16 protein-coding genes are annotated in these 17,309 nt (G+C 69.9%); 9 read left to right on the forward strand and 7 right to left on the reverse strand.

What is annotated here, in order from left to right:
- Positions 1 to 128: 128 nt before the first annotated feature.
- A complete protein-coding gene (locus tag BST38_RS06120) occupies positions 129 to 1,946 on the reverse strand; it encodes an Hsp70 family protein (RefSeq protein WP_083142356.1) in 1,818 nt (605 codons plus the stop codon).
- 80 nt (positions 1,947 to 2,026) lie between these two features.
- On the opposite strand from BST38_RS06120, the gene BST38_RS06125 reads away from it, so the two are divergent.
- Positions 2,027 to 2,485 carry a nuclear transport factor 2 family protein gene (locus tag BST38_RS06125; protein WP_083142449.1) on the forward strand — a complete coding sequence of 153 codons (459 nt, stop codon included), beginning with the start codon at positions 2,027 to 2,029 and terminating at the stop codon, positions 2,483 to 2,485.
- Between the two features lie 3 nt (positions 2,486 to 2,488).
- Here the strand turns inward: BST38_RS06125 and BST38_RS06130 are convergent, their stop codons facing one another.
- Complete coding sequence (locus BST38_RS06130; protein WP_110781538.1) at positions 2,489 to 3,148, reverse strand: L,D-transpeptidase family protein; 660 nt, start codon at positions 3,146 to 3,148, stop codon at positions 2,489 to 2,491.
- Positions 3,149 to 3,204: 56 nt separating this feature from the next.
- Between BST38_RS06130 and BST38_RS06135 the strand changes: the two genes are divergently transcribed.
- Entirely contained in the window at positions 3,205 to 4,698 is a 1,494-nt protein-coding gene (locus BST38_RS06135) for a bifunctional phosphatase PAP2/diacylglycerol kinase family protein (RefSeq protein WP_083142357.1), read from the forward strand.
- On the opposite strand, the gene BST38_RS06140 is transcribed toward BST38_RS06135, so the two are convergent.
- Positions 4,652 to 5,323: a phosphatase PAP2 family protein gene (locus tag BST38_RS06140; RefSeq protein WP_083142358.1), complete on the reverse strand. Its 672-nt coding sequence runs from the start codon at positions 5,321 to 5,323 to the stop codon at positions 4,652 to 4,654. The genes BST38_RS06135 and BST38_RS06140 overlap by 47 nt on opposite strands.
- 60 nt (positions 5,324 to 5,383) lie before the next feature.
- Here BST38_RS06140 and BST38_RS06145 point away from each other — a divergent pair, with 60 nt between their 5' ends.
- Both BST38_RS06145 and BST38_RS06150 read left to right on the forward strand, forming a co-directional pair.
- The gene (locus BST38_RS06145) at positions 5,384 to 5,866 is read left to right on the forward strand and encodes a hypothetical protein (protein WP_083142359.1); all 483 of its coding nucleotides are present in this window, start codon (positions 5,384 to 5,386) and stop codon (positions 5,864 to 5,866) included.
- Positions 5,867 to 5,880: 14 nt separating this feature from the next.
- A complete protein-coding gene (locus tag BST38_RS06150) occupies positions 5,881 to 6,363 on the forward strand; it encodes a hypothetical protein (protein ID WP_083142360.1) in 483 nt (160 codons plus the stop codon).
- Between the two features lie 6 nt (positions 6,364 to 6,369).
- Here BST38_RS06150 and BST38_RS06155 read toward each other — a convergent pair whose 3' ends face one another.
- Positions 6,370 to 7,917: an HNH endonuclease signature motif containing protein gene (locus BST38_RS06155; RefSeq protein WP_083142361.1), complete on the reverse strand. Its 1,548-nt coding sequence runs from the start codon at positions 7,915 to 7,917 to the stop codon at positions 6,370 to 6,372.
- Positions 7,918 to 8,056: 139 nt separating this feature from the next.
- On the opposite strand from BST38_RS06155, the gene BST38_RS06160 reads away from it, so the two are divergent.
- The 4 genes from BST38_RS06160 to cysC all read left to right on the forward strand — a co-directional run bounded on the left by BST38_RS06160 (position 8,057) and on the right by cysC (position 13,088).
- Positions 8,057 to 9,430: a sulfatase family protein gene (locus BST38_RS06160; RefSeq protein ID WP_083142362.1), complete on the forward strand. Its 1,374-nt coding sequence runs from the start codon at positions 8,057 to 8,059 to the stop codon at positions 9,428 to 9,430.
- 66 nt (positions 9,431 to 9,496) lie between these two features.
- Positions 9,497 to 10,300 carry a trehalose 2-sulfotransferase gene (gene stf0 / locus BST38_RS06165; protein WP_083142363.1) on the forward strand — a complete coding sequence of 268 codons (804 nt, stop codon included), beginning with the start codon at positions 9,497 to 9,499 and terminating at the stop codon, positions 10,298 to 10,300.
- A complete protein-coding gene (gene cysD / locus BST38_RS06170; protein WP_181791988.1) occupies positions 10,297 to 11,229 on the forward strand; it encodes a sulfate adenylyltransferase subunit CysD in 933 nt (310 codons plus the stop codon). Before stf0 ends, cysD begins: the two co-directional genes overlap by 4 nt.
- Positions 11,229 to 13,088 (forward strand): sulfate adenylyltransferase subunit CysN, encoded by a 1,860-nt coding sequence (cysC, locus tag BST38_RS06175; protein ID WP_083142364.1) that lies wholly within the window; start codon positions 11,229 to 11,231, stop codon positions 13,086 to 13,088. The genes cysD and cysC overlap by 1 nt, the downstream gene beginning before the upstream one ends.
- Positions 13,089 to 13,092: 4 nt before the next feature.
- Here cysC and BST38_RS06180 read toward each other — a convergent pair whose 3' ends face one another.
- A complete protein-coding gene (locus BST38_RS06180) occupies positions 13,093 to 13,857 on the reverse strand; it encodes a trans-aconitate 2-methyltransferase (protein WP_083142365.1) in 765 nt (254 codons plus the stop codon).
- Between BST38_RS06180 and BST38_RS06185 the strand changes: the two genes are divergently transcribed.
- Entirely contained in the window at positions 13,856 to 15,085 is a 1,230-nt protein-coding gene (locus BST38_RS06185; protein ID WP_083142366.1) for an alpha/beta hydrolase family protein, read from the forward strand. The two genes, BST38_RS06180 and BST38_RS06185, sit on opposite strands and share 2 nt — an antisense overlap.
- Here BST38_RS06185 and eccE read toward each other — a convergent pair.
- Both eccE and mycP read right to left on the reverse strand, forming a co-directional pair.
- Positions 15,072 to 15,947 carry a type VII secretion protein EccE gene (gene eccE / locus BST38_RS06190; protein ID WP_083142367.1) on the reverse strand — a complete coding sequence of 292 codons (876 nt, stop codon included), beginning with the start codon at positions 15,945 to 15,947 and terminating at the stop codon, positions 15,072 to 15,074. The genes BST38_RS06185 and eccE overlap by 14 nt on opposite strands.
- Positions 15,944 to 17,308: a type VII secretion-associated serine protease mycosin gene (gene mycP, locus BST38_RS06195; RefSeq protein ID WP_083142368.1), complete on the reverse strand. Its 1,365-nt coding sequence runs from the start codon at positions 17,306 to 17,308 to the stop codon at positions 15,944 to 15,946. Before mycP ends, eccE begins: the two co-directional genes overlap by 4 nt.
- Position 17,309 lies beyond the last annotated feature (1 nt).

Raw genomic sequence — 17,309 nt, forward strand, 5'->3', positions numbered from 1 at the left:
GGGCGATCGGCTGTCCCCTCCGCAGCCGATCGACCCGACACGGAAACCCTATGTGTGGGGGCGCGGCGGAGGAATCGGGGAAAACCCTATTTCTTGCCCGGGCAATGACCGGACCTGCACCGATCGGGTCAGGGTTGGTCGGGCACCAGGATCGGGATCGGCTCCGGCAGGAACGGCACGGTCACGAGAGTCGTCGTTATGCCGGGCAGTTCGGGGCGGGTGGTGGTGGGCGGCGCGGTCGTCGGCACCGGTGTGGTGGGCGGCGGGGTCGTCGTCGGCACCGGTGTGGTGGTCGGCGGAGTCGTCGTCGGCACCGTGGTCGTGGTCGTCGGCGGCGTCGTGGTCGTCGTGGTGGTGGTCGTCGTCGTGGTGGTCGTGGTCGTCGCTGCCGTTGTCGTGGTGGTCGTCGTCGGCACGGTGGTGGTCGGCGCCGGCGGCGTGGTGACCACGGGCGGGGGCGGCGGTTCGACGGGCTCCGGCGCCGGCGGCGGCTCGACGGGCTGCTGGATGACGGTCTCCGCGGGCGGCGGCGCCTCCGCGGGCACCAATGGACTGCTCAGCGGCGCGTTGCCGGGTTTCGGGGTCTCGGGCTCGCTGCTGTCCACACTGGTCAGGGCGATCGCGGCGCCACCGACGGCGAGCAGTGCGACGACCGCGATCACGCCGGTGAGCACCAACGGAAAGCGGGCGCCGGGCCCGGCGGGCACCGGATCGTCACGGTCGAGGACTTCGGTGACCCCGAACGACTCGTCGAGCACGTACGGGTTCGGCCGCTCGGGTATCTCGCCGCCGGTGTAGGGCACCACGTCGTCGACCGGGGAGTCCTGCGACCACGCCAGCGCGTAGGTGCTGTCGGCGGCGACGGGTTGTTGCACCGTCTCCTCCGGCGCGGCGAGACCGGGCGCGGCCATCGTCGAGGTATCGGCGCCACGCCCGTACGCGGCGAACAGCGCCGCACCGACGGCGGCGTCGAGCGACGGCCGCGGCGTGGTCACCACCGGAATCTGTAGCCGCTGCGAAACCTGTTGAGTGACAAGCGGTATCGCCGCACCGCCGCCTGCGAGCACGACGGAGGTCAGCGCATCGCGGCTGATGCCGTTGCGGGCCAGCAGCTCGTCGAGCGCGGTGAACACACCGTCGAGCGGCACCGCGATGAGTTCCTCGAGCTCGGCGCGGGTGACCCGGACGTCGCCGCGGAAGCCGGGGACGTCGACTGCGAGCTCGGTGGCGGTCTGCGCGGACAGCCGTTCCTTTGCGGCGCGGCACGCGTCGCGCAGCACAGCGAGGGAGCCCACCGCGGCGGTCTGGGCGGGATCGGCCTGCCCACCCGCGCCGGCCAGCACGTGGCCGAGCAGGGCCTGGTCGATCTGGTCGCCGGCGAACTCGGCGTGCCGTTCGGTGCCGCCGATCACGGTGAACGTGGTCGCGGCGTCGACGACGGTGATGCTGGTGCCGCCGCCGCCGAAGTCCAGCAGCACCGTGACCCCGCGGCGGTCGAGACCGGGATTGGCGTTCAGCGCGGTCAGTGTCGCCTCGGCGTCGGAGATCAGCCGGGGCACGACACCGCCCGGGGACAGCACGTCGCTGGCCGTCAACGTCTGTGCGAGTGCGGCCGTCGCCTCCGGGGTCCAGTAGGACGGGATCGCGACCGTCACGGCGCCGCCGCGCCGGGCCGCCGCCAGCCCGGCCATCGACTCCAGCGCCTCGACGAGCAGCTGTGCGGCCGGGTAGGTGGTGCCGTCGGACGCGACCAGCGGAACCGGGTCCCCGACGCGTTCGACGAAGCCGGACAGCGTGACGCCGCCGGGGGCCGGCGGTGCGTCACCGACCTCGGGTGCGGCATGGCCGTACACGGTCAGCACAGAACGGCGGGTGACCGGTGCCATCCCGACGGTTGCCGCGACGAGGTTGGTGGTGCCGACGGACAACCCCAACGCATCGCTCATGATTCAGCACACCCTAGACCGGCGCTACGGTCCTTCGCATCTGACACGCAAAGGCTCCCGCGTGTGCTCAAATGGCGGCCATGAGTGACATCGACGACATCAAACAGGTGAAGTATCGCTATCTTCGCGCCCTGGACACCAAGCACTGGGACGACTTCGCCGCGACCCTGACCGAAGACGTCGTCGGTCGTTACGGCGAGTCGATCGGCGAGGAACACCACTTCACCAACCGCGACGACCTCGTCAGCTTCATGCGCAACTCGCTCGGCCCGGAGGTGCTCACCGAGCACCGCGTCACCCATCCGGAGATCACCGTCGACGGCGACGAGGCATCGGCGACGTGGTACCTGCAGGACCGGGTGATCGCGCCGGACTTCAACTTCATGTTGATCGGGGCGGGTTTCTACCATGACCGCTACCGCAGGACCGCCGACGGCTGGAAGATCTCCGAGACCGGTTACGACCGCACCTACGACGCGTCGATGAAGCTGGACGCGCTGGAGTTCAAGGTCAAACCGGGTCGTGCGCTGAACATCTGACCCTCACTCGGTGATCGCGATCATCGCGCCCGGCCGCAGCCAGCGCATGATCTTGACCAGCGTCGCGTCGTCGATGGCGACGCACCCGGCGGTCGCACTGCCCGTCGAGGTGTGCAGGAAGAACGCGCTGCCCTTGCCCGGAATGCGTTCCTTGTTCACCCCCATCACCACCGCGTGGGCGTACTGCGGGATGGCGAGGTTCTCGGTTCCGGTCCCGGTGGTCGCGAAGCGGCAGTTCTCCCGGTCGCACACCTGCATGGTGTTGTAGGTGGGGCTGGCCACGTCGCCGTCCCACCAGTGGTTGCGGCCGACCTGGACGTACTTCAGCCCGCTGCCGGGATCCGGTTGGGTGCCGAACGCGAAGTCGAGGGTGTAGACGCCCTTCGGGGTCATCATCGACCCCTCGAAGTGGTTGGCCGACATGCCTTTCGACCCGATCTTGGCCGGTATCGCGACGCCGCCCGCGACGGGCTTCCAGCCCGCCGGTGTGCGCTCCCAGACGTCGAGCTTGGCGTCGGAGCCGCCGGCGCCCGTCACCGCGAGGACCTGGGTGGCCGCGCCGACCGACGTCGCGAACCACGGGGCGAAGGCCGCGGCCTGCGGGGCCGCCAGGAATGCGGTTGTCGCGACGGCCCACAGCAGGATCGGCACGCGGCGCAGCATGTGCTCACTGTGCCACCGGGGAGGGCCGATTCCGCGTATCTGCGTAAGTTGGCGTCATGGGGTTTCTGCCTTTGGGGCGTCGTGGTCGTGGCATCCGTCAGATCGGGGAGGGTCTCGGCACGCTGGACCGGGAGGTCTTCGAGGCGATCGCGGGGTCTCCGAGCCCGCTGCTGGATACGGTGATGCCCCGGCTGACCCGCGCCGCAGACCATTCGAAACTGTGGTTCGCGATCGCGGCGGGGCTCACGGCGTTCGGCAACCCGTCGATGCGGCGCGGGGCGGCGCGTGGTGTCGCGACACTGGCGGTGACGAGCATCGTGACGAACCAGGGTGCCAAGCGGATCTGGAAGCGGGAGCGGCCGAACCGGTCATTCGTGCCGTTGGCGCGGCAGGCGCGGCGACATCCGACGTCGAACTCGCTGCCCTCGGGGCACTCGGCGAGCGCGGCGGCGTTCGCGGTCGGGGTCGGATTGGAGAGCCCGCCGGTCGGACTCGGGCTGACGCTGCTCGCGGGGCTGGTCGGGATGTCGCGGGTGGCCACCGGTGCGCACTATCCGGGTGACGTGCTGGCCGGTTTCGGCATCGGAGCCGGGATCGCGGTGCTGGGGGCACGCATCGTTCCGCCGATCGTCGAGACGCAGCTGCCGGCGTCGGAACCGCTGCGGGTGGATACCCCGCCGCGCCCGGAGGGCAAGGGGCTGACGCTGGTGATCAACTCGGCCTCGGGCAGCGGGACCGGCGCCTGGGTGGCCGACGAGGTACGTGAGGCGTTGCCGCTGGCCGAGATCGTCGAACTCGGCGAGGGCGACGACGTGAAGGCGGTGATGCGGTCGGCGGCGGAGCGCGCGGAGGTGCTCGGGGTGGGCGGCGGGGACGGCACGGTGGCCGCCGCGGCCGCGATCGCGGTCGACACCGGGGTGCCGCTGGCGGTGTTCCCGGCCGGCACGTTCAACCATTTCGCCAAGGACATCGGCTGCGACGCGGCGGCCAGGACGATCCGGGCGGTCCGGGAGGGGTCGGTGTCGTGCGTGGACCTGGTGTGCCTCAACGACGAGCAGGTGGTGGTCAACACCGCCAGCATCGGTGCGTATCCGCTGTTCGTGCAGACCCGCGAGAAGCTGGAACACAAGATCGGCAAGCCGCTGGCGGGTGTGTACGCGATGTTCCACACGCTGCGCCGGGGTGTGCCGGTGCGCATCGAGTACGACAACAAGACGTTGCAGACCTCGCTGTTCTTTCTGGGCAACTCGGTCTATCTGCCGACGGGGTTCGCACCGTCGCGGCGCACCCGGATGGACGATGGCCTGCTCGACGTGCGGATCCTGGAGACCGGGAAGCGGTTCAGCAGGCTGCGGATCCTGGCCGCGTTGGCGCTGGGCCGGCTGACCCGCAGCCCGCTGTATCACGAGTTGCGGGTGCCGGAGTTCACCTTCCGCTCGCCGGACGGACCGACGGTGCTCGCGCTTGACGGTGAGGTCGGCATGGAGCTCGACCAGGCCAGGTTCAGCGTGCGGTATCGAGCGCTGCCGGTGTTCCGTCCGGTCGCGTGACGGGCGGTCTGGGCGGCAGGAGCAGCCAGCACGCGACGACGTACGCGTAGCCCAGCGCCCAGCCGGCGACGACGTCGGACGGGTGGTGCACGTTGAGTACGACGCGGCCGGCGCCGATCAGCAGCACCACCGCGACGGCGAGGGCTATCAGCCACCCGCGCTTGGCGGGGTCGACGGCCGGAAGCGCGATGATGAGCAGCGCGGTCACTGCGACCAGCACGCCGAGGGCGTGTCCGGACGGGAAGGCCGTCCCCCAGGCGTCGACGAACGCGGTGTCGGGCCGGGCCCGGTCGGCGAGGGATTTAGCGATCTCGGTGAGCAGAGCGCTCAGTTCGATGGTGACGACCAGGAACATCGCGATGCGGACGCGCCGGCGCAGCAGGGCCACGACGATGAGGGCCAGCGCGACGATGCGGAACGCGCCGGGGCTGAGCACGGTGCAGAACAGGTCCCAGCCGGTCACCCAGCCGGGGTGGTCGATGCCGTAGCGGTGGGCGGGTTCCAGCGCCGCGGCGTCCAGGCGCTCAATCCAGGTCCAGCCCCGCGACCAGCCCACCCAGATCAGCGCGTAGAGGGCGACGGCCGCCACCGCGGAGGCCACCAGCCCCTTTCCGTTCGCACGCACCCGACAAGCAGTACCACGATTTCAGCGAGCAAATTTTACAGATCTCGCTATCATCGCCATGTGGCAGCAATAACTCGCAAGATTTTCCATATCGGCAAACTTCCCGCCGGAATGCTCGCCGAGGTCGCCACCGAAGGTGTCCTACACCGGTCCGAATTCCTCTCGGTGTGGCTGAGGTTCGCGGGCCGAGTCCCGGGGCACAGGTCGACCGAGTTGGTGCGCGGCTACGGCGGTGCCCTGGTGCTGACCCAGGAGCGGGTGCTGGCGACGGTGTCGTCGATGCCGTGGAGGGCGGGCCGGGCGGTCGATCAGCCGTGGACGGCGCAAGGGCCCGCGGCGGTCGCGGGCACGCTGTCCAAGTCCGGCCTGGTGTTGCGGATCGAGGATCTGTCGCGCGTCGACCCGTTGTTCTCGGGTGCGTTGTCGCTGACGTTCCAGACCACGCTGTCCGCCGAGGTGTTGTGGCAGGTGCCGACACGCGACATCGCGTTCGACGTGTCACCCCTGTTCGTCTACAGCGTTCTCGGGGGGCCGCAGGGCTGAGCTACCGTTCGGACATGGCTGTCTTTCTTCGGAAGCTGTTCCGCATCGGCAAGCTGCCGAGCGCCTTGCGGTCCGAGGTGGAAGCCGAGGGGGTGCTGTTCTTCTCGGAGTACGTCGCGGTGACGCGGCGTTTCCGCGGCACCGTCCCCGGGTTGCGGTCCGGGGGCAGCATCGCAAGCTATGTCGGCGCACTCGTACTGACCAACGAACGGGTGCTGGGCACGTTGTCGTCGGTGCCCAAGCTCGCGGGCCGCACCATCGATCAGCGCTGGGACGCACCGCAGGGCGGGGCGGTCACGGCCGAACTGTCCGAGACGGGCCTGACGATGGACGTCGACGTTTCCGCCGTCGACCCGCGCTGCTCGGGTGAGCTGTCCCTGCACTACAAGGAGGACATCCCGCGCGACGTGCTGGCCCGACTCCCCCGCACCACGCTCGCGTTCGACGTGCCGCCGGAGTTCGTGTTCCGCGCCGTCGGCGTGCCGTACCACCCCTAGGCCCGATCACCAGCTCGCCGGCCGCCCCGCATCCTCGCGACCCTCCAACAGGACCTCGTTCTCGGCCCGCTGCTCGGCGATTCGCCGGGCCCGCCCCTGCGCCCGGGTTTCCGTGCGGCGGGGCATGCCCAGTCCCGACGGCCCCAGCCCTCGCGGCGTGTCCGTCGCCGCCACCCGCCGGCTCGGCGGGACCACGACCGGCGCGGTGGGCCGGCACAGCGCCGGGAACAGGATCCGGCTGCCGGGATGGGTCGTGAACGTCTGCCCGCCCGGCGCCGTCCACACCACGGTGCCGTCCGGTGACTGGACGTCTCGCCAGCCCCAAAAAGTCTTGAGCAAGTGGTGTTTTCGACACAGACATGCCAGGTTCGAGGCCTGCGTCGGACCCACCGGATACGGGATCGTATGGTCGAGGTCGCAGGCGTAGGCCGGCACGTCACAGCCCGGGAACCGGCAGGTCATGTCCCGGCATCGCACAAAGTCCGCCAGTTTCGCCGACGGCACGTACCGCGGCTCCGGCGGTGACTCCCCGGGGTGAATCAGCGGCCTGATCGTCGCGGTCTGCGCGAGCGTCGCGGCCACCACCGGCCCCGGCACCAAGCCCCCGCCGAGGATCATCGCAGGCTTCGTCAGCGCCGGACCCGTCGCCGGCGGCGGTGCGAGCAGCGCCGTGGCGCCGGGCTTGCCGGGCTCACGCTCACCCGCGGGCGCGGGTCGCTCACCGTGCAGTGCCACCGGCGTCTGGTCGGTCAGGCTCGCCTCCTCGGCGATCACATGCACGACGATCGAACTCTTCGGCCGCGGTCTCGCCGCGCACTCGTCGGCACCGCACAGGCATGGCAGTCGATCCCACTTCTCGGCCATCGCCCGCATCGCGTCCGCGCGCCGCTGATCGAGCGTGCGCGGATCCGCCTCGCACACACTCTGGGCGATCTCGTCGAGCCGCCGGTCCAACACCTCGCCGTCATGCCCGTGCAGGACCGCCTCCACGAAGCACGTCCCCGACCCGTCGGCGGCCGGCGTCACGTCGACGTGCCGGGAGCGGGCAGCGGCCTCGGTGTTCACGACGGCAGCGGGATCGTAGCGATCGACCCAATAGTCGATCGCTACGTCCTGCTTGGCCTTGGCCAGCGGACCCCAGTCCGTGAGCTGCGCCGCGATCTCGATGTCGATCTTCGCCATCGCCTCGCGATCGGACACCAGCCGGGTGCGCTTCACCACCGATCGGACCAGGCGATAGTTGACCGCGCCCGAGGCGAACACCTCGGCGACCCGCGGCAACCGCTCTCGCAGCATCCACGCGTCGAGGAGTTCGTTCGATGCCGCGCCGATCGAGACCCGTTGCCATGCGGCCACCTCCGCCGACACCGCGTCCCAGTTGTCCAGGCACCACTGGTCGCGCTCGGCACTGTCCTTGTCGCCGAGCTTGCTCGCGAGAAGATCGGCCATGGCCGACAGCCGGCGCGACGCCGCGGCGTTCTCCACGCGCGCCCACCCGCCGATCGTCGCCGAGCCCCGGGCCCGGTTCGCCGCCTCCACCAACTCATCGAACATACATACGACACTAGTTTCGGCCCGACGCGGCGACCAGTGGAAATCCCTCAGCTGTGGATGAATTCGGATCTGGGGATAACCTCCGACGAACAGAGCGCACGGCGGGCGATAGGTTGCCTGTCAGGAAGAAGGGACCACTGTGAGCACACCGCACCGGGACAACGTCTTGTTCGTGCACTGGCACGATCTCGGCCGCTATCTCGGGGCCTACGGCCACGCCGATGTACACAGCCCTCGGATGGATCAACTGGCTTCCGAAGGCATCCTGCTGACCGCCGCGCATGCCACCGCACCGCTGTGCTCACCGTCGCGCGGGTCACTGTTCACCGGACGCTACCCGCAGAGCAACGGTCTGGTCGGGTTGGCCCACCACGGCTGGGAGTACCACGCCGGTGTGCGCACCCTCCCCCAACTGCTGTCCGAGAATGGCTGGTACACCGCGCTTTTCGGTATGCAGCACGAGACCTCGTACCCGGCCAAGCTCGGCTTCGACGAGTTCGACGTGTCCAACTCCTACTGCGAGTACGTCGTCGAACAGACCACGCGATGGCTCACCGACGCGCCCGAGACCCCGTTCTTCCTGACCGCCGGATTCTTCGAGACGCACCGGCCCTACCCGCACGACCGGTACGAGCCCGCCGACGCCGACGCCGTCACGCTCCCGGATTACCTACCCGACACCGGTGACGTCCGGCAGGATCTCGCCGACTTCTACGGTTCCATCGCCGTCGCCGACGCCGCCGTCGGGCAACTGCTCGACACCCTCGAATCCACCGGCCTCGACGAGAACACCTGGGTGGTCTTCGCCACCGACCATGGGCCTGCGCTGCCCCGTGCGAAATCCACCCTGTACGACGCGGGCACCGGAATCGCGCTGATCATCCGCCCGCCGAAGAGCCGCGGCATCGCCCCGAAGCGCTACGACGAGCTGTTCAGCGGCGTCGACCTGGTCCCGACCCTGCTCGGACTGCTCGGCGTCGACATCCCCGCTGACATCGAAGGACTCTCCCACGCAACACAATTGGTGGTCGCCGAGACCGCCGCGGTGCGCGACGCGGTCTACACGATGAAGACGTACCACGATTCGTTCGACCCGATCCGCGCCGTGCGGACCAAGCAGTACAGCTACATCGAGAACTATGCCCATCGCCCGGTGCTCGACCTGCCGTGGGACATCGCCGACAGCGCCCCCGGACGTATCGTCGCGCCGCTGGCGGCCGGGCCGAGGCCGGAGCGCGAGTTGTACGACCTCGTCGCCGACCCGACCGAGTCGCACAATTTGCTGACCGACAGCATCTCCGATACCGCCGAGAAGGTCGCCACGGAGCTGTCGCTGCTGCTCGACGAGTGGCGTCAGAAGACCAACGACGTGATCCCGTCGGAGTTCGCCGGAACCCGGATCGCGGACCGCTACACCGAGACCTACCGACGCATCCTCGGAATCGAGTTGCCAAGTCGCTCAGCGAAAGCCACTCGCCGCGGCATCACCGAGGAGCGTGGCGGAACACAATAGTTCTGCTCACCCTGATCGTAATTCCAAGGGGTGCCGGCCCGGGAACTTGCGGTTAAGCTCTCGCGCATGTCTGCCACTCCGACGGCGTATCTGGTGATCGCTTCCCAGCGAAGCGGCAGCACGTTGCTGGTGGAATCCCTGCGGGCCACCGGCGTCGCCGGCGAGCCCGGAGAGTTCTTCCAGTACCTGCCGAGCACCAGCCAGTCGCCGCAGCCTAGGCAGTGGTTCGAGGGCGTCGACGACGAATCCATCCTGCGGCTGCTCGACCCGCTTGACGAGGGCAAGCCCGATCTGGCGCCTCCGGAGATCTGGCGGGACTACATCCGCACCGTCGGGCGTACCCCGAACGGCATCTGGGGCGGCAAGCTGATGTGGAACCAGACCCCGCTGCTGCTGCAGCGGGCCGAGGGGCTACCCGACCGCTCGGGCACCGGGCTGCTGTCGGCGATCCGCGATGTCGTGGGCAGCGATCCATTGCTGATCCACGTCTACCGTCCTGACGTTGTGTCGCAGGCGGTTTCGTTCTGGCGCGCGGTGCAGACCCGGGTGTGGCGCGGCCGGCCCGACCCGGTGCGCGACGCCCGCGCCGAGTACCACGCCGGTGCGATCGCCCATGTGGTCTCGATGCTGCGCGCTCAGGAAGAGGGCTGGCGGAACTGGTTCGCCGAGGAGGACGTCGAACCGATGGACGTCCCGTATCCGGTGTTGTGGCGCAACCTGACCGACGTCGTCGCATCCGTGCTCGAGCAGATCGGTCAGGATCCGCGGCTGGCTCCCGCGCCGGTGCTGGAGCGCCAGGCCGATCATCGGTCCGACGCATGGGTAGACCGCTACCGGGCCGACGCCGAGCGGGAGGGGCTGCCGACGTGAGCACCGAAGTGCGTGACGCCACCTACGACACCGTCCACGTCGACGAGCTGCGACTGCTGGAGGCCGAGGCCGTCCACATCATCCGCGAGGTCGTCGCCGAGTTGGAGCGGCCGGTGCTGCTGTTCTCCGCGGGCAAGGACTCGATCGTGCTGCTTCGGCTGGCGGAGAAGGCTTTTCGGCCCAGCCCCTTGCCGTTCCCGGTCATGCACGTCGACACCGGCCACAATTTCGGGGAGGTCATCGAGTTCCGCGACCGCCGGGTGACGGGGCAGGGCCATAAGCTGATCGTCGCTTCGGTGCAGGAATCGATCGACAGGGGCCGGGTACCCGATCCGGGGCCCGGCGCCTCGCGGAACCGGCAGCAGACCAGGACACTGCTCGACGCACTGGAGGCTGGTCAGTTCGACGCCGCATTCGGCGGCGCCCGCCGCGACGAAGAGCGCGCCCGCGCCAAGGAACGCATCCTGAGCTTTCGCGACGAGTTCGGCCAGTGGGATCCGCGGGCGCAGCGGCCCGAACCCTGGTCGCTGTACAACGGCCGGATCCGCAAGGGTGAGCAGGTCCGGGTGTTCCCGTTGAGCAACTGGACCGAGCTCGACATCTGGCGTTACATCGCGCTGGAGAACCTGGAGCTGCCGTCGATCTACTTCGCGCACGAGCGTGAGGTGTTCGAGCGCGACGGGATCCTGCTCGCGGTGTCCGAGTACGCCCTGCCGCGCGACGGGGAGTCCGCGAACGTGGAGTGGGTGCGCTACCGCACCGTCGGTGATCTGACGATCACCGGTGCCGTGCGCTCCCGGGCCACGACGATTGACGGGGTGATCGCCGAGATCTCGGCGGCGACGGTGTCCGAGCGCGGGGAGACCCGCGCCGATGACCGGACGTCGGCGGCGGCGATGGAGGACCGAAAGCGCGAGGGGTATTTCTGATGAGCGCACGCCAACTCCTCCGCATCACCACCGCGGGCTCGGTCGACGACGGTAAGAGCACGCTGATCGGGCGGCTGCTGCACGACACCGACAGCCTGCCGCTGGACCATCTGGAGGCGGTCACCGACGAGGCGGGCGTCGCCGATCTCGCGGCGCTGTCCGACGGTCTGCGCGCGGAGCGCGAGCAGGGCATCACGATCGACGTGGCCTACCGATTCTTCTCCACCGAGACCCGCAGCTACATCCTGACCGACACCCCCGGACACGAGCGCTACACCCGCAACATGTTCACCGGCGCGTCCAACGCGCACGTCGCGGTTCTGCTGGTGGACGCCCGCGCCGGCGTGCTGCGCCAGACGAATCGGCACGCCCGGATCGCGAAGCTGTTGGGCATCAAGCATTTCGTCGCCGCGGTGAACAAGATCGACCTGGTGAACTTCGACGAGGACCGGTTCCGTGAGGTCGAGGCACAGCTGAACAAGGTGGCCGCCCGGCTCGGCGGTGCGGACATCACGGTCATCCCGGTCGCGGCCAAGCTCGGCGACAACGTCGTGCAGCGTTCCGGCAACACGCCTTGGTATCAGGGGCCGACCTTGCTGGAATACCTCGAGGCGGTCGAACTGGCTGCGCCGCATGCCGAGTCACGCAGCCTGCGGCTGCCGGTGCAGTGGGTGTCGCGGCCGGATGCGCAGCAGCGCCGCTGCTACACCGGGCGTCTCGCCGGCGGCACCCTCAGCATCGGGGACGCCGTCGTCAGCCTGCCCGCGGGTACCCGCTCGACGGTGACCGCGGTCGACACCCTGGACGACGAGCGCAGCACCGCCGTTGCGCCGCTGTCGGTTTCGATCGAACTGGCCGACGATATCGACGTCGGCCGCGGCGATGTCTTGGTCAGCGGCGCCGACGACGCCGCGCTGCCCGTGCTGGCCCGCGAGCTCGACGCCACGGTGTGCTGGTTCCGTGAGGCCCCGCTGCGCGCCGGTGACCGGCTCGCGCTCAAGCAGGGCACCCGGACCGTCCGCGCCACCGTGCAGGCGCTGCACTCGCGGCTGGATCCCGAGACGCTCGACGAACTCGACAACCCGGTCGAGTTGGTGCTCAACGACATCGGCTCGGTCACGCTGCGTACCAGTTCGATCGTCGTCGCCGACCCGTACACCGAGAACCGGGACAGCGGAGCGTTCATCCTGATCGACGAGTCCACCAACGACACCGTCGGCGCGGGCACCATCGTCGAGCCTCGCGAGGTCAAGCCTGGCGAGCAGACCCGCAACGACATCCGTTGGCATCCTTCTTCTCTGGACCGCGAATACCGCAAGAGCGCGACCGGCCAGAAGGGCGCGACGATCTGGTTCACCGGTCTGCCTGCCTCCGGTAAGTCGACGGTCGCGGTGGCCGTCGAGCGCGCACTGGTGGATTCGGGTCAGGTCGCCTATCTGCTCGACGGCGACAACATCCGTCACGGCCTCTCCGACGACCTGGGTTTCTCGGCCGGTGACCGCGCCGAGAACATTCGCCGCGTCGGCCATCTCACGCGGTTGTTCGCCGATGCCGGTGTCGTCGCGCTGGCGTCGCTGGTGTCTCCGCTGAAGTCCGACCGCGAGATCGCCCGGGCGCTGAACGACGCGGCGAAACTCCCGTTCATCGAGGTCTACGTCGCCACACCCCGCGAGGAATGCGAGAAGCGGGATCCGAAGGGCCTTTACGCGCGGGCCCGCACCGGCGAACTCAAGGGTCTCACCGGTGTCGACGCGCCGTATGAGCCGCCGGAGAATCCCGACCTGGTGCTCGACACCACCGACGCGGACATCGACACGCTCGTCGCCCAGGTGATCGACCTGCTCGACCAGCGCCGCTGAGGCGTCACTTCACCTGTGCGACAACGAAGATCCGCCGGAACGGGAAGAAGGTGATCCCGTCCGGGCGGGCTGGGTACGCCGCGTCCAGTGCGGGAATCAGCTCTTCACGGAACCGCGCCCAGTCGGCGTCCGACAGCGCGGCGCGCACCGGCCGCAGCGTGGTGCCCCGAATCCACTCGAGCACCGGGTCCGGTCCGGTCAGTTCGTGCACGTACGTCGTCTCCCACGCGTCGACGCGGCATCCGGCGTCGGTCAGCAGCGCGGCGTAGTCCGCCGCCGACCGCACCACCTCGGACGTCTCGAACGGGAAGCCGCGCAACACGTCCGCCCACCGGGGGCTCGTCACCAGATCCCGGACCGCCCGATGGGACGGCGCATCGAAGTTACCCGGCACCTGGAACGCGATCCACGCCCCGGCGGCCAGTTGCGCGGCCCAGCGCGCCAGCAGTTCAGGATGCTCGGGCACCCAGTGCAGCGTCGCATTGCTGACCAGCAGGTCGGTGTCGGGTGCGGGCACCCAGTCCCGGACGTCGCCGACGCGGGCGTCCAGACCCCGGTTTCGCGCGGCCTCGACCATCTCCGGCGAGGAGTCCAGCGCCTCGACGACCGCGCCCGGCCAGCGCTGGGCCAGCGTCTCGGTGAGATTGCCGGGACCACACCCCAGGTCGGCGATCCGGCGCGGTGCGCGGACACCGACGCGCGCGAGCAGGTCGAAGAACGGCCTGCCCCGGTGGTCCGCGTAGGTCAGGTACACGTCCGGGTTCCACATGAGGCCAGTCTGCCGCGCTAGGCTGCGAAACGTGGAGCCCAACAGTGTGCCCGCTGACGTGCCACCGATCCCGGTCCCCGATGTTCCCGGGGAGGACGCCGGCGCGGGCGGACTCCCCCGCCGGGTCGACCTGACGCTACGCCAGCGCCTGATCGTGGACTCCTCGGCGGTCGCGGACCTGGCGCTGCGCACGTCGATCGCGTCGCTGCTGAGCGCGACGATGGTGCCCTCGCTCGCGCAGGCTTTGCACAAGTCGGCATCCCGGACCGAGCAGGAGCACCTGCGGTTCTACGCCGAACTCGCCGCGGCCAAGGATCCGGAGCTGTCGTTCCCGGCGCCGCAGGACCTTCCGAGGGTGTCGTCGCGGCCCGCCAACCCGGTCGCCGAATGGGTCGCGCACGGAAACGTCCGCAACATCCGCTTCGACAGCAGCTTCCGCGCCGTCAACCCGGCACTGCGGGACCAGTGCGCCGGCTTCGTCCGCAACAACGTGGTGCACGCCCAGCACTGGCGCCACGACGACGGGCCCCGGCCGACCCTGTGCCTGATCCACGGTTTCATGGGTTCGGCGTACCTGTTCAACGGCCTGTTCTTCTCGCTGCCGTGGTTCTACCGCAGCGGATACGACGTGATGCTGTACACGTTGCCGTTCCACGGCCGCCGCGCCGAGAAGTACTCGCCGTTCAGCGGCCACGGCTACTTCGCCCACGGCATGGCGGGTTTCGCCGAGGCGATGGCCCAGGCTGTGCACGACTTCCGCTCGCTGCTGGACTATCTCGAGTTCACCGGCGTCGACCGCATCGCGCTGACCGGGATGTCACTGGGCGGCTACACGTCCGCGCTGATCGCCAGCGTCGACGACCGCATCCAGGCCGTCATCCCGAACGTTCCCGTCGTCACCCCGGACCGCACGGTGGACGAATGGTTCCCCGCGAACAAGGTTGTCGCGCTGCGGGACTGGATCGCACGCACCGACACCGAACTCGTCGACACGGCGACCATGTACTCGTCACCGCTGAACTACCGGCCCATCCCGGCCAAGGATCGCCGGCTGATCATCGCCGGTCTCGGGGACCGGCTGGCACCGCCCGAACAGGCGGAGTTGTTGTGGAAGCACTGGGACCGCTGCGCGTTCCACTGGTTCCCGGGCAACCACGTGCTGCACGTGAGCCAGCCGGATTACCTTCGCCGGATGACGCGCTTCCTGGCGCCGTTCATGTTCGACTGAGCTCGGGCACCTGCGGAATCCCCGGCGCCGGTTGTGCGCTCAGTCGCCGGTCGGACGCGGGGCTCAGCGCGATCAGCGCGACACGATGCCGACCACGCTCCGCGGTCAGCCCGGCGATCGGCGCCTTGGCACCGGGACGGTCACCGGTGCGCAGCGCGCATGCCGCCGCCGTCTCGGGATACGCACGGGTACCGGTGAATTCGACGGCGGTCCACACCTCCGCCGCGTCGACGGACCGCAGCGCGTCCAGGGTCTCGGCGAGCGTGCCTGCCGCGACGCGGTACGCGGCGAGATGACCGCGTCCGTCGGACACACCGCGCCAGGTCTCCTTCGCGTCGTCGCCGACCGGGACCGGCGGGGCCTCGTCGAAGGACACCTGCCGGCCGAGTTCGCGGAGATGGTCGGCCAGCCGGCGAGCGGCCAGGTGTGCGGTGTCGTGCAACGGGATCCGCGCCGAACGTGCGGTCAGCGCGGCGATGTTGTCGGCCGCGCCGAGGGTCAGGCTGACCCAGGTGGACCGGGAGTCCGGAAGGGCGCGGGTGGTGACCCGGACCTTGTCGAGCCGGATTCCGTAGCGGTCCAGGTAGCCGGCCAGCAGCGCATACGGCGGCTCGCCGTCGACCCGCAGCACCACCGTCGCGTACTCGCCGGAACGGGCATCGGCGCCACGGCGGCGGCCGGTGAGCAGGGCGATCCGGCGTGCGATGATCGTCGTCACGAAAAGCCCGCGCCACCAGGCGAACAGGATAACGATGGCGGCGACGGCCGCGCCGAGCAGCCAGCGTTCACCGGTGCTCTGCCACGGGTAGGCCATCACCGCCGGGATGACGAACAACGCGGCCAGCGTGAGCCGGACGATCATGACTGTGAGTCCTTTCGTTTCGCGCGCACGGCGACCACGACCACCACGGCCAGCGCCAGGGCGCCGGCTCCGGTGAACGCGACGATGCGCGGCAACAGTTCGGCGGGCTCGTCGGCCGGCGGTGCGGTCACCTCGCGCACCGCGGCCGGATCCACATCGGACGAGGGCACATTCCAGGTCAATGCGGCCACCGGATCGACGGTGCCCGCACCGACCAGATTCGACGGGGACCTGGCCGCTCCGCTGGCGGTCGCGGTGAGGCGCTCGATCACCTGCGGGGCCGTCAGCTCGGGAAAACGGCTGCGCACCAATGCCGCGGTGCCCGCCACATAGGCGCTCGCGTAGCCGGTGCCGGCGACCGGGACAAGCTGCTCGTTGCCCGGCAGCGCATTGGCAGGGCCTCCGGTCTCGTCGTTACCCACCGACACGACGCCCTCACCGGGCGCGGCGATGCCGACCCAGGGCCCGGCCATGGTGAACGACGACGCACGGCCGTCGGACGCGAGCGAACCGACCGACAGCACGTACTGCTGCCACCAGGCCGGGACGGACAGGTCGGTGACCCCGGACCAGTTGCGGGGATCCGACGGTTGCGCGGGGTCGCCGAGCGGATTGGACCGGCAACCCGAGAGACCGTCGGTGTCGCCGGCCGCCGCGACGATCACGGCGTCCTTGTCGACCGCCGCGTAGCGCAGTGCGGCCCCGAGATCGTTCTGGTCGATCTGCGCTGCTGCGGGGACACAGACCGGGTTCGACACGGTGATCACCCGCGCACCCGCGTCGGCGGCGCGCACGACCGCGCGCGCCAGCGCCCTGATCTCGGCGGCCGCGCGGGCCAGCGCCGGGTCCTCGCCGGGATCGCTCGGTGAATAGCGCGGCGAGCTCTGGCGGATCGCGAGGATCCGCGCGGCCGGTGCGACGCCCGAGAAACCGTCCTCACCGGGTTGTCCCGCGATCAGACCGGCCACGAACGTGCCGTGGCCGTCGCAGTCGGTCAGCCCGTCACCGGAGCCGACGTAGTCGCCGCCGGGGTCGACGTTGGGCAGCCGCGGTCCGGGCGTGACGCCGGTGCCGATCACCGCGACGAGCTGATCCCTGCCGTCGCTGTGCCGCCGCGCCTCGGCCAGCCCGAGCGACAGCTGGTTCGGGCCCGGCGCGGCGACATCGGATCCGGGCAACACCCCGGTGGTGACGCACGGATTCCGTTGCGTCATCGGCACCACCGCCGCCGACGAGCTGGGCGGTGCCGCGTCGGCATCGACCTCCGGCGGGGTGATCGCACCGGCGGACGGCCCGCCGATCACGAGCACCGCCGAGGTCACCGCCAGCGCCGCGGCGGTGGACCGGATCAACGAGCCCATC

Source organism: Mycolicibacterium parafortuitum, assembly GCF_002086815.1.
Lineage (GTDB): Bacteria > Actinomycetota > Actinomycetes > Mycobacteriales > Mycobacteriaceae > Mycobacterium > Mycobacterium parafortuitum.